The following is a 12,218-nucleotide window of genomic DNA, read 5'->3' as shown; positions in this document are numbered from 1 at the left end:
CTAATAGCCGCATAACGGGTATAAATTTGGCAAAGAAATGCAATAATAAGCTGTTAATCATTGAAGACGGCCCTAATCAAGGCTGCGATGTAATTGAGCATTTAGAGGAGAGAAAATTGAAAGTTTTCGCCATAGGGGATGTGCACTTATCTTTTAACAGTCCGGTGGACCCTCGCCGCTGGGACAATGCAAAGACCTCCAAACCCATGGATATTTTCGGTGAGTTATGGTACGAGCACTACCGGAAGATTTACGACAATTGGCTGAGCGTGGTAAGCGCAGCGGATTTGGTCTTGATGCCCGGTGATTTTTCCTGGGCGATGAAACTTGGCGAGGCGCGCTATGATCTGGGATTTCTGGGTCTTCTACCGGGAACCATTGTCGGGGTGGCCGGAAATCATGACTACTGGTGGCAAAGCCTGTCCCAAGTGCGCGCGGCCTTGCCTGCAAATATGCGGGTGATCCAGAACGACCATCTGGTTTTTGGCAGTTTTGCCGTCTGCGGGTCGCGAGGATGGAATAGCCCGGGTGAAGCGCACTATAAAGAAGAGGATCAGAAAATTTACCGCCGGGAACTGCTCAGAATGGAAAACTCGTTAAAAGGTGTCAAAGGAGTTCGTAAGATAATTGTAATCACCCACTTTATGCCTACCAACGAGCAGCACGAAAAAAATGATCTAATTGACCTGTTCTTGCGGTACGGGGTGGACTCCGTGGTTTACGGCCACCTGCATGCGGATGCCGCGCGGTGGAAACTGCCGGAGCGCGCCTGGGGGATAAATTTTCATCTGGTAAGCGCCGATTACGTAAATTTCACACCGGTAGAAATTATGCAAGGGTAGACAACGTAGAAGCGGAAAGAGGGTTATTGGTGAATACCGAGGCTGTATTATTCGACCTTGACGGTACTCTTGCGGATACTTTGCCTTTGATTGTCCAGACCTACAGGAAAGTGTTTAGAGATATGAAGATACCCTGGGGTGATAATGATGTGGTGAAGTTAATCGGACTGCCTCTGGCGGAAATAGCCAGGCGTTTTGTCGGGAAAAGTGAACCCCGGTTTGTTGAGCTGTATCAGTATTATTATCAGCTGGAGCATGACCGCCTGACCAAACTGTTTCCAGGCACATATGAGATGATCAGCCGTTTAAAAAACATGGGCCTTAAACTCGGTGTGGTTACTTCAAAGGGCAAGCCGGTTACTTTGCGCACGATTGCTTACACAGGATTGGATTGTTTGATGGATGTAGTGGTAACGGCGCACGACATTGTTAAACCAAAGCCCGATCCGGAGTCGTTGTTAAACGCCTTGGCGGCGTTGGAAACCGCGGCGGACCGGTCAGTTTTGGTCGGTGACAGCAGCTTCGACATATTAACCGCCCAAAACGCCGGCGCGCGCGCTTTGGGTGTAACCTGGGGACTGGACAGCAGGGAAGAATTAGCGAAGCTGGCGCCGGACGGTTTGCTGGACAGCTGGGAAGAAATAAGTCTGTATCTGTAGGGGAAGCAGGGGGACGTTCTTTTGCTTACCACAAGTGGGAAGAAAAAAGAACGTCCCCCTGCTTCCCCCTTATCGCCGGAGGGGAGTAGATTGTTGTCGGGATTTTAACTGTTGAACTGTTCATTGGCGAAGTCCACTCACTCAAAGAAAAGAGAAAAGTACTGAAAAGCGTTATAGACCGGATAAAAAAACGGTTTAACGTTTCCATCGCCGAGATCGGAGAGCAGGACATCTGGCAGCGCTCCACGCTGGGGCTGTCAATGATCAGCAATGAACAGGCCTATGTGCACAAAGTCTTTGCCGCTGTCGTGAAATTTATCGAGACCCAAGGAATGTTGACTATCACTGATTATCAAATACAGTTATTTTAGCAGCCTGCTTACTTGATGCTCTGTTTCACCCAAAACCATACCCGTTTATACCATGACTCAGTTGCGCTGATTATAAAAGAATAATTATAACGTATGGGAGTAGGAATATGTGTGTTGGCATTTGTTCCCATAAGGTTTAAGGTGTGTCTCAGCTTACCGTTTTTGTCAGGTACGTATTTGCCCACTAAACGATCTATTGCCATCAATTAACACCCCTGTTATAAATTATATGCCCCAGGGGTGACATGTAAAGGGGTTGTTTTTGTCGTTTCTTCTGGATATTATCTTATGGTGAGCAAAACATCGGCTGCCCGGACGCCCCGGCCTTTTGGATATACAAACAAGGGGTTGATATCAAGCTCGTCAATTTGGGGAAAGTCCAGCGCGATTTGGGATAATTTTAAAAGCACATCCGCAATGGCCTCCTGATCCATGGGGGGCTTGCCGCGAAGACCGGATAAAACCCGGAATCCTTTTATTTCACTGATCATTTCTCTGGCATCTGCCGCGCTTAAAGGGGCGACTCTTAAAGATACGTCTTCCAGCGCTTCAACGAAGATTCCTCCTAAACCGAACAACACGGTCGGGCCGAAGACCGGGTCACGACTAACGCCGGCGATAACTTCGATTCCCCCGCTAAGCATTTCCTGAACCAGAACGCCCCGGATCAGGGCATCAGGGCGGTATTCTTGCACTGCCCAGATAATATCTCTGTACGCTTCTTTAATTTTTGACGGTGTATCAAGGTTAAGCCTGACTCCTCCGGCTTCAGTCTTATGAGGTATGTCAGGCGAGTCGATTTTTAAAACTACGGGGAAGCCAAGGCCGGCTGCTATTTTTACCGCCTCTTCTTCATTAGCGGCTAAGCATTCCCTTGTGGCCGGGATGCCGCAAGAACTTAGTATTTCTTTTGATTGTGATTCAGAAAGCTTGTCGCCGGGTTTATAACTTTTTAGCAGAAGGGCTGCTTTCTCCTGGTTGGGCACAAGGGAGAGAGAAATTTTAGGCTGGTTAGAATAAGAAGCAGCTTTAGCGGAGTATTTCGCCAACGCGGCCAGACTACGCGTCGCATAATCAATCTCTCTTACGGCGGGAACCCGGTGTTCTCTGAAGAAACGCAGATCTTCAATGGCCGCTTCATCCGAACCCCACACCAACACCAGCACGGGCTTGCCCGAATGCGCCAATAAATCAACAATTTCTCTTGTCGGCTGCGACCAGCCCTTGCGGGAGGCCCAGTGCAAGATAATCAGCATGTCCACGCCGGGGTCTTTAATTACCAGGTTTGTTGTATCTCTTAACAGGTTGGTGTCAGTCAAAATCTTTGAAGTCATGTCTATCGGGTTGGCCGTTGTGCCGAATGACGGCAGCAGCTTGCTGAGAGCGGCTTGAGTTTGAGCGGTCAGCGACCCCACTTCAAGACCGGCTTCGATACACTTGTCGGCCAGCAAGACGCCATTTCCGCCGGAGCCGACAATAATGCCCACCTTGTTCCCACGGGGCAGGCTGCCGCAGGCCAGCAAGGAAAGTATGGTAATGAATTCTTCAACACCTTCGGCCCGGATAATGCCTTTTTGTCTAAAAAAAGAACTGTAAACAAGGTCCGATCCCGCCAATGCGCCTGTATGGGAGGAAGCCGCCCTGGCTGCCGCCGGATGGCGTCCGGTTTTAATCAATATGACTGGTTTTTTTGCTTCAAGCGCCATTTCAGCTGCCTGAAACAGTTTTTGTCCGTCTTTGATTCCTTCTAAATAACCGCCGATTACTTTAGTCGCGGCATCTTCAACCATATAGGCGAGATAATCGGCGAATTGAAGGTCTGACTCATTGCCTGAACTGATAAAATAAGTAAAGCCGATGCCATGTCCCGAGGCAATAGCATGCATTATCGCCCCGAACCCGCCGCTTTGGCTGATAAATCCAAAAAAGTTAGGCACTATTACTTTCTCCGGCAGTTCTGAAATAACAAATCCGGCTGTCATTGCGTTTTGGGCATTAAATATGCCCATACAATTCGGGCCGCACAAGGCGATGTTGCTTTCCCTGGCCAGCTTTGCCATATCTTCCTGGAATTTAATACCTTGACCGCCGACTTCGGCAAACCCTGAAGTAAATACTATAGCAGCCTTCACTTTTTTTGCGGCGCACTCACGCAGAGCTTTTTGAGCCAACTGCGCGGAAACCGTAATGATTGCCAGATCTACTTCATCCGGAATATCCATCAAGGAGGGATAGCATGGCAGTCCGGAAATCTTACTGCGGTTTGGGTTGACTGGGTATATGCCGCCGGTGTAGCCGTTGTTAATCAATGAAACAATCGGCATGCCGCCAGGTTTGTCGGGGTTGGCCGAAGCCCCGATGATGGCGATTGAACGGGGATAGAATAAATAATTCATCGCTTTGCTATCCCGTAACAGTGTTTTATCCAACGATAACCCCTCTCTTTTTATGGAACTTGTTCAGTTTATAATTTAAAGCCAAGCAATTTTGAAACTTATCATATTGACCTGATTTTTTTATCGTGCTATAATAAAACCCGTGATTCTGTAATAATTATTAAGGTTGCAATTTAATCTTGCGGCAGTGGCGGAATTGGCAGACGCGCTAGATTCAGGTTCTAGTGGGCATTAAGCTCGTGGGGGTTCAAGTCCCTTCTGCCGCACCATAGCAAAACCAAGAGTACAAGATTTTTGGATGTAGCAGGCAAAAGTCTTGTATATTTTTTTATACCCGGCTAATTCTTTATTGCGTTGACCCGATGGGATAGCTAAGATAATTATACTGTTAAGCATGTAAAAAAAGATCATTTTATTATATCATGGAACAGCGTATGAACCAACAATAATAGTGCGTATAGCATAAGAAAATATCAACAAGAGTGGCAAGGGGACAGTTCTCCTGACAATGACAAGGGGACGGTCCGGCCTGTCTGTTCCTTGTCCGGAGCGCGAGTCAGAGGAGGTCTTACGATGTCTTCAAATATGATCCTGGTTGTTGATGACGATGAACTGGTTCAGGATCTGATTAGGCTGTACCTGGAAAAGGAAGGATTCCGGGTGGAATCGGCCTGGGATGGGGAAGAAGCGCTGGCCAAGCTGCGCACTGCCGGCCCTGACCTGATTATCCTGGATATAATGCTGCCTAAAATGGACGGCTGGTCAGTATGCCGGGAGGTCCGGAAAACCAAAACAACCCCCATTATCATGCTCACGGCCAAGGGTGAGGAGTTCGACCGGGTGCTGGGACTGGAACTGGGGGCGGACGACTACGTTTGCAAGCCCTTTAGCCCGATTGAACTGGTGGCGCGGATCAAGGCGGTGCTGCGCCGCAGCACGCTGGCAGGTCAAACCAGTTCGAAAATATTAAGCTATCCCGGTATTATTGTGGATTACAACAGCCACCGCGTTGAAGTGGACGGCCGCGAGGTTGCCCTGGCCCCCAAGGAATTTGAGCTGCTCTGGTTTCTTGCCAGTTATCCGGGCAGGTTGTACAGCAGGGAGCAGCTGTTAAAAAATGTGTGGGATTACGAGTACCTTGGTGATCCCCGCACGGTGGACACGCATATCAAGCGCCTGCGGGAAAAGCTGGAGACAGGAGCGAAGAAGCGGTACATCAGGACAGTTTGGGGCCTTGGCTATAAATTTGAGGTGGCTGAATAAATGCGGAACAGCCTTTTTTCCAAGCTGATGGTTTCTTATCTGGTTGTTGCTCTGGTTACGCTTGCCGTCGTAGGCATCGCGATCTCCCAGCTCTTTGCCAATTATTTCTACACGAGCAAGGAAAGGGAACTAGGGCGCAAAGGCCAGGAGATGGCGAGGATTGTAGCGGTTTACTTGGAGAAAGGCCAGACCCAGCCGATGGAACTCTTGATCAACACGGTAGGCACTTTTTTGGACGCCCGGTTGACGGTTATCGACAAGGAAGGTTTGCTGCTGGGGGGAGACTCCGGTTTCCGCGGCTTGCCTCAGCTGTCGTTGACCGCTGAGGAAGCGAAGCAGGTGCTGGAAGGGAAGATTATTAGTAAAAGAGGTTTTGTCCTGCGCAGCGAACAGATGATGCTTTCGGTAACAGTGCCGGTGCAGATTAACAATGAGGTGGCCGGCGCTCTAGTTCTGACAGCTCCTGTTTCGGGCATGGCAGCTACCGTTAACGCTGTGCGCTTATTGATCTTTTACGCTGCCGCGGGCGTTGTTTTTTTGTCCGCTCTGCTGGGGTTCTGGCTGTCCCGCTCCATCTCTCGGCCTTTAAGCCAAATGAGCGAAGTTACCAGGGAAATGGCCAGGGGCAACTTCCGGCAGCGTGTCGAAGTGACCTCAAGTGACGAGGTGGGCCGGCTGGCGGAAGATTTCAATTACTTGGCGGGTTCTCTGGATCAGACCATCAGCGCCCTGTCGCGTGAAAAGGGTAAGATTGAGAACATCTTGACCAATATGACAGAAGGAGTGCTGGCGGTTGACGGCTCAGGCCGGGTAATCCTGGCAAACGGGGCTGTTTCCCGCACCTTGCAGGTGGATGCGGCAGAAATCCTGGAGCGGCCGGTTTCCGAGCTTTCCTGCTGTCCCGGCCTGGCCGGTCTTTTCAGTGAAGTTGTCTTGTCAGGCGAGCCTTGTTCCGCGGAATTTAAAGTCAATGAGGGTAAAACGTTCATCATCGCTCATTTGGCTCCCCTAAGGGAGACTGTGGGCGGCAGCTACGGCGCTGTGGGCGTGCTGCAGGACATAACGGAATTGCGGACACTGGAACAATTAAGGCGGGATTTTGTGGCCAATGTTTCACACGAACTGCGTACCCCGCTTACTTCCATTCAAGGGTTCCTGGAGGCTTTGATGGACGGCACCATAGGCGAAAGTCAGCCCCGGGATCGTTACCTCAAAGTAATCCACCAGGAAACCTTGCGTTTAAACCGGTTGATTCACGACCTGCTGGACCTGGCCATAATTGAATCGGGCAAAATGCGCTGGGAACTCAATCCAATTAGTGTTTCAGACTTGGCCGCCCGGGTTCTCTTCAAGCTGAGGCCGCTGGTTGAACAGCAACAGGTTAAAGTGGATCTGGATATACCGGCTGATTTATCCCTAATGCTGGGTAATGAAGACCGGATTGAGCAGGTACTGACCAACCTGTTGGAAAACGCGGTGCGTTATTCACTGCCAGGCGGCGCAATCACCGTAAAGGCTGTTGAAGAAAAAGGCAGTATTACCGTGGAAGTGGCCGATCATGGTCCAGGCATTCCGCCGGAAGACCTGCCGTACATTTGGGAGCGTTTCCACCGGGTGGAAAAATCCCGCTCGCGCAGCCTCGGGGGAACCGGACTGGGTCTGGCCATAGTAAAGCAGATAGTTGAGGCGCATGGTGGCCTGGTGAGAGTGCGCAGCGAAGTCGGACGGGGTTCCGCTTTTAGTTTTGCTCTAAGGGTTGTTCCCGCTGAAGAGCAGCAATACTCAGACTGTTAATATGGCATAATTTTTATTTTTGTCATAATTTGTTCACAAAACGGTTAAAAAAGAAAGGTATAATAAGTATGCGGCATTTTTAAATATTGATTCTAGGGGGAGACTTTAGATGAACCAATATTTTAAATCTTTACCCAGGGGGAAAACAATTATCGCTTTTCTTGCGGTTGCCCTGGTGGTGGCTGCTGTGGCTTGTGCCGGCAGCTACCGTGGATTACCAGGCCTTTCCTGGGCTGAAGAGACCAATGAGGGAGAGGTTTTTAATTCGTTGCCGGGAATAGGCCCGGACACTATCCCTGATATCGTTTCCAGCGTCAGTCCGGCTGTGGTTAGAATCGATACTACAGAACAAAGCAGCGGCAACAATCTTGATCCTTTTTTCAATGATCCTTTTTTCAGACAATTTTTCGGGAATCAGAACCTCGTTCCGTCTCAACCGAGAGTTAGCCGCGGTCTGGGATCGGGCTTTATTGTATCTGCAGACGGATATATATTGACCAACGAGCATGTTATCAGCGGAGCCGACGAAATAGAGGTGACCCTGGCGGGTCATGATAAGCCGTACCCGGCCCAAAAAATCGGGTCTGACCATGACCTTGACCTGGCAGTGTTGAAGATTGATGCCGGCGGCGAACTGCCCACTGTGTCCCTGGGCGATTCAGACAGCATCAGGGTTGGAGATTGGGTGATCGCTATTGGCAACCCTTACGGGCTCGATCATACGGTAACGGTGGGAGTAATCAGCGCCAAAGGACGGCCGATTGCTTTGCAGGATCGCCAGTACAAGAACCTGCTCCAAACCGACGCCTCGATTAACCCCGGCAACAGCGGCGGGCCGCTGCTGAACCTGAACGGTGAAGTGGTCGGGATCAATACAGCCATCAATGCCGAGGCGCAAGGCATCGGCTTTGCCATCCCCTGCAGCACCGTCAAAGCAGTTTTCGACGATTTGGTAAATAAAGGCGGGGTTACCCACCCGTGGCTTGGTGTATATCTCCAGTCGGTAACCAGTGAGGTGGCGCAATATTTTAATTTGAAGGATTTAAACGGGGCGATGATTGCCCAGGTGGTGGGAGGCGGTCCGGCCGCGAAGGCGGGGCTTCAGCGCGGCGATGTGATAACGGGTTATAACGGCAGTAAGGTCAGCAGCCCCGATGAGCTGAGTGAGTTGGTAAACGGGACCGGGGTCGGCAGCCAGGTTGAGATAAATTTTATCAGAGGCGGTAACAGCATGTCAGTAACAGCCACTATTGAAGCGAAAAAATAAAATTATTAGGAACGTAATAATTGTTTTAAGTCCTCGTAAAGCATGGTGAAATAAACCATGCTTTTTTTATTTCTTGAATCAGCGGTGTGGGTATATTATACTATCATTTGCGGGGCTTTTAATAAACGCGAATAGCGAGGTGATTATTACGGGCGGAGCCGAAATAAAAAAATGGCGCAACCTGGCGCTGGCGGTTTCTGTGCTGGGAATAATATTGTTTTCCTTGCCGTGGATACCCAGCAAAATCAAATTCCTGTCCGCTGTGCCGCTTTATATTATTTTTGTTTATGTCTACTATCAATATATTTGTCTAAAAAAAAGAGCGCTTTCTGCTCAAAAAAACAATCACATCAAAGCCGGAAAGTCAAAGGAAGGGAACCGCTGATAGGCAGGGTTATTTATATAATTGGAACGGTTTCTGATCATACCACTCATACAGCTTAACATTCGGATTGTGGTATTTCTTTGCGTTGTAATAGCAGCTGACCAGCCGCATGGGGTTCATTCTTTCAAGCAGATATCGAGAATAGCCCCATTTCGACAATCTCTTTTCAATTATATTGAGTTCATACGGTAACATGCTTATCACCGCCTTGGGTTTTTAAGTATCATATATAATATCGCCACCTTTTGCATGAGCATAATATCCCAAATCAAATAGGACCATAGTCGTAAATTGGTTATTCTGCTATTTGTTACCGGTCCGATAAGGTACTTTAACGCCTTGGTATTTTTTACTGCTCTTTTCGGATTTTGTTGATGTTGCGTCTGTATCCATAATTACTTTACGCTTATGAGGGCCGGTTATTTGTTTTTCCTCCCTTTTTTTCTTCTCGCTGGCGTAGCAGCTTATCAAACTCCATGGTTTCATATTTTCAACCAAATGGGAGGGATAACCCCAACGAATAAGTTGCTTTTCAATTCTCTCCAACGTTATCGGCAACATAATTAAATCCCCCTGTTAGTATAAAATGCTATAATTTAACTTTAGTTTACAACTTTTAGGATTTTGATTAAAGATAATATTTTATATTTTTTAAGAAAATAGTAAAAAAGAAGACCGGATAGTAGAAAGGATTATTGTTTGATAGGGGGTGCTTGTTATAATTTATCCTGGTTGGGATATCTTATTAGGAGAGGTGAGATATCTATGTCCCAACCGAAGTTCCGGCGGCTTCCAAAGCATATAGGAGTCATTCCTGACGGAAATAGAAGATGGGCCGTACAGAATGGACTGCCAAAAGAGGCGGGGTATGAGAAAGGGTTGGAACCTGGCTTAAGGCTTTATGAATTATGCAAAAATATTGGAATAAAAGAATTAACTTATTACGGTTTTACTCAGGATAACACAAAGCGTCCCTCCATTCAGCGGAGGGCTTTTCAGAAGGCATGTATCGAAGCTGTAAATATGTTTATTGACAAAGATGGGGCTTTGCTGGTTATCGGTGATTTCGGCTCGCCATTGTTTCCCCCGGAGCTTATTCCTTATACTAAAAGACAAACCTTCGGAAATGGTGTTATTCGCATTAACTTTTTGGTGAACTATGGATGGAAATGGGACTTGAATCATTTAACAAATAATATCTCCCAGAGAGATAATATATCTGCGGGAAATCTACTTGAGTCGATAGCTTCAGCTGATATATCGCGCGTTGATTTAATTATCAGGTGGGGCGGCCGGAGGAGACTCAGCGGATTTCTCCCGGTTCAATCAATATATGCTGATTTCTATGTTGTGGATGAATTATGGCCCGATTTCAAACCTGAACATTTATACAACGCCTTGGATTGGTATGAAACACAGGACATAACATTGGGCGGATAGGAGTGAACTTGTTTAGCCATAGTGACCTTACCTAGCAGTTGTAGACACAAAGAAACCAAAATTCCTGCTTATTGTGCTTAATTTTGAGATCATGCTATATCTTTCAGTTTTAAAGGAGCAATATAACCGTTTCCGGAATGTAATCTTCGTCGGTTGTTAACCGGCAGCGCCTTGGTTATTCGCGGAGCGCCGTATATTTTATGATTGTTCTCAAAAAAATGTTCTTAATCGTTTCCAATAGTGCATTTCTTCTCATTGTGCGCTTGCTTAACGGCCTTTTGATAAAGGCATAGTAACCGCTCCTTGATACTTTTAAGGCCTTACACATCTTCGCAATCCGAAATCTGGAGCGACTGACCTGCACCTAAAACGGTTCCGGGAATTCTTTGCCGACTTTTATGGGCATGGCCGTATATCAACCTGTCTAAAGCGTGATGTAGTAGCTTGGCAGTCAGCATTAAAGGAGCAAGGGTTAGCTCACTCCACAATTAACAATCACTTGGCTTCACTCTCCGGCTTTACCACCTGGGTTTGCGCTCAGGATGAGGACATATTTCCGGCCGGCGATCCGTCAAAAGGTATTGGTGAGCTGGGGCTTCCCCCGTTAGAGCCGCGTTCATTAAATGATGATCAGGTTCGGTCGCTGAAAAACATCTGTGACCGGTTGCATCGTTTTTACCAGCTAAAGGGTCGCCGCTGGGCGAAAGGTGAAGCGCCTGTTTTGGCTAACGGGCGGCCACTGCGTGACCGGGTGATTGTCTATACCCTTCTCTCTACGGGGCTGCGCCGGGAGGAATTGGTGAAGTTAGACCTTGACCAGTTGGTGCCAAACGAAGTGGATATCTTGCGCAAAGCCCGCCAGGGCCAGATTGTTCGGGTGCAAGGGAAAGGTAAAACCGAGCGCACCGTATTTTTATCGGCAGACGCGCGTTCTGCGCTGGCAGATTACCTCGAACAAGAACGCCCAGGGATACGGGTGATAATACAAAAGCGCTTTTTTTAAGCGCAATAGGTATTCCGGCACGTTCACCAAACGGGCGGCTATCAACGCGGTCAATTAATACTATTCTAAATCAAATCGGTCGCTGGCATGATTCGGAGGTAAAAGGGGATTGGCGTAAAATTTCACCGCTACGGCCGCATGACCCGCGTCACACGTTTGCTTTTAATCTGGCCCAAAAAACTGGAGCCGATCCTTACGAATTGGAAAGGCGTCTCGGCCACCGATCCCAGCGGTATATTCAGCGATATACGAATCCGCCGGAAGATGTTGCGGCGAGTTATATAGAAGATTTTTAAATCATGGCAACGGTTACATCATAAATTATGTTTCATATGAAAAAGATAAATTACAGTAAATTATGTTTAATTATCCTACAAGTTTATTTAATGTTTTTTGGACTAAACCGCTGGCGCGGTGGTAAAAACTTTTAGGTAATACCCTCCCAACCCTGCCTGCCGAGATCCTCTGCTGCGACTGACGTGTCCGCACTCATTGCTCTTCATTCGGCCTAAGGTCTTGCCATCATAGCCCTTGCAGCGTTATTTACGCCAATAGCTAGTTTTGGCAGTGCTTTCCTTTGTTTTTCGAGCCCCTTAAAATTATTATGCAGTTTTATTGCAAATAAATTTGAGGAGAGTGGAACATGAAAAACAAAGGGCAAGTTTTACTACATAGGCTCTCGGCATTAGATGGGAGGAATCATTAAATCTGGAATAAAGCAACTGGAAATTCTGGCATGCCAGGCTAAAAAGACTGTCCTTTTCACGACATTCCTAAAAATGGGCATGGCAAAGAAGC

At 47.8% G+C, this 12,218-nt stretch carries 12 protein-coding genes and 1 tRNA gene; 11 read left to right on the top strand and 2 right to left on the bottom strand.

What is annotated here, in order from left to right:
* Positions 1 to 26 precede the first annotated feature (26 nt).
* The 3 genes from L9W92_RS07775 (at position 27) to L9W92_RS07765 (ending at position 1,872) form a co-directional block, all read left to right on the top strand.
* Positions 27 to 842: a metallophosphoesterase gene (locus tag L9W92_RS07775; RefSeq protein ID WP_312038074.1), complete on the top strand. Its 816-nt coding sequence runs from the start codon at positions 27 to 29 to the stop codon at positions 840 to 842.
* A gap of 29 nt (positions 843 to 871) precedes the next feature.
* On the top strand, positions 872 to 1,501 hold the full coding sequence (locus L9W92_RS07770; RefSeq protein ID WP_240083190.1) for an HAD family hydrolase: 630 nt from the start codon (positions 872 to 874) through the stop codon (positions 1,499 to 1,501).
* 89 nt (positions 1,502 to 1,590) lie between these two features.
* Positions 1,591 to 1,872, top strand: coding sequence for a DUF503 domain-containing protein (locus L9W92_RS07765; RefSeq protein ID WP_240083270.1), 282 nt, complete (start codon positions 1,591 to 1,593; stop codon positions 1,870 to 1,872).
* A gap of 281 nt (positions 1,873 to 2,153) precedes the next feature.
* Here L9W92_RS07765 and L9W92_RS07760 read toward each other — a convergent pair whose 3' ends face one another.
* Positions 2,154 to 4,301: an acetate--CoA ligase family protein gene (locus L9W92_RS07760; RefSeq protein ID WP_240083189.1), complete on the bottom strand. Its 2,148-nt coding sequence runs from the start codon at positions 4,299 to 4,301 to the stop codon at positions 2,154 to 2,156.
* A 148-nt stretch (positions 4,302 to 4,449) separates the two neighbouring features.
* Here L9W92_RS07760 and L9W92_RS07755 point away from each other — a divergent pair.
* The 5 genes from L9W92_RS07755 to L9W92_RS07735 all read left to right on the top strand — a co-directional run bounded on the left by L9W92_RS07755 (position 4,450) and on the right by L9W92_RS07735 (position 8,977).
* A tRNA-Leu gene (locus tag L9W92_RS07755) sits at positions 4,450 to 4,537 on the top strand.
* A gap of 304 nt (positions 4,538 to 4,841) precedes the next feature.
* Positions 4,842 to 5,531 (top strand): response regulator transcription factor, encoded by a 690-nt coding sequence (locus L9W92_RS07750; protein WP_240083188.1) that lies wholly within the window; start codon positions 4,842 to 4,844, stop codon positions 5,529 to 5,531.
* Complete coding sequence (locus L9W92_RS07745; protein ID WP_240083187.1) at positions 5,532 to 7,325, top strand: ATP-binding protein; 1,794 nt, start codon at positions 5,532 to 5,534, stop codon at positions 7,323 to 7,325.
* Positions 7,326 to 7,434: 109 nt separating this feature from the next.
* Positions 7,435 to 8,592 (top strand): S1C family serine protease, encoded by a 1,158-nt coding sequence (locus L9W92_RS07740; RefSeq protein WP_240083186.1) that lies wholly within the window; start codon positions 7,435 to 7,437, stop codon positions 8,590 to 8,592.
* 139 nt (positions 8,593 to 8,731) lie between these two features.
* Positions 8,732 to 8,977, top strand: coding sequence for a hypothetical protein (locus L9W92_RS07735; RefSeq protein WP_240083185.1), 246 nt, complete (start codon positions 8,732 to 8,734; stop codon positions 8,975 to 8,977).
* 303 nt (positions 8,978 to 9,280) lie between these two features.
* On the opposite strand, the gene L9W92_RS07730 is transcribed toward L9W92_RS07735, so the two are convergent.
* Positions 9,281 to 9,538: a hypothetical protein gene (locus tag L9W92_RS07730; protein ID WP_240083184.1), complete on the bottom strand. Its 258-nt coding sequence runs from the start codon at positions 9,536 to 9,538 to the stop codon at positions 9,281 to 9,283.
* Between the two features lie 204 nt (positions 9,539 to 9,742).
* On the opposite strand from L9W92_RS07730, the gene uppS reads away from it, so the two are divergent.
* From uppS to L9W92_RS19310, 3 genes are all read left to right on the top strand, one after another.
* On the top strand, positions 9,743 to 10,417 hold the full coding sequence (gene uppS / locus L9W92_RS07725; protein ID WP_240083183.1) for a polyprenyl diphosphate synthase: 675 nt from the start codon (positions 9,743 to 9,745) through the stop codon (positions 10,415 to 10,417).
* A gap of 358 nt (positions 10,418 to 10,775) precedes the next feature.
* Complete coding sequence (locus L9W92_RS07720) at positions 10,776 to 11,420, top strand: tyrosine-type recombinase/integrase (protein WP_282442322.1); 645 nt, start codon at positions 10,776 to 10,778, stop codon at positions 11,418 to 11,420.
* Complete coding sequence (locus L9W92_RS19310; protein ID WP_353681819.1) at positions 11,327 to 11,716, top strand: tyrosine-type recombinase/integrase; 390 nt, start codon at positions 11,327 to 11,329, stop codon at positions 11,714 to 11,716. Before L9W92_RS07720 ends, L9W92_RS19310 begins: the two co-directional genes overlap by 94 nt.
* The last annotated feature ends 502 nt before the right edge of the window (positions 11,717 to 12,218 follow it).

It is taken from the genome of Pelotomaculum terephthalicicum JT, assembly GCF_022410535.1.
Taxonomy (GTDB): Bacteria; Bacillota; Desulfotomaculia; order Desulfotomaculales; family Pelotomaculaceae; genus Pelotomaculum_D; species Pelotomaculum_D terephthalicicum.
This window is presented reverse-complemented; position numbering and strand designations above follow the sequence as displayed.

Coding starts and splice junctions, on each gene's coding strand:
- L9W92_RS07750 (WP_240083188.1), top strand. CDS start 4,842: ATGTCTTCAAATATGATCCTGGTTGTTGATGACGATGAACTGGTTCAG.
- L9W92_RS07745 (WP_240083187.1), top strand. CDS start 5,532: ATGCGGAACAGCCTTTTTTCCAAGCTGATGGTTTCTTATCTGGTTGTT.
- L9W92_RS07740 (WP_240083186.1), top strand. CDS start 7,435: ATGAACCAATATTTTAAATCTTTACCCAGGGGGAAAACAATTATCGCT.
- L9W92_RS07730 (WP_240083184.1), bottom strand. CDS start 9,538: ATGTTGCCGATAACGTTGGAGAGAATTGAAAAGCAACTTATTCGTTGG.
- uppS (WP_240083183.1), top strand. CDS start 9,743: ATGTCCCAACCGAAGTTCCGGCGGCTTCCAAAGCATATAGGAGTCATT.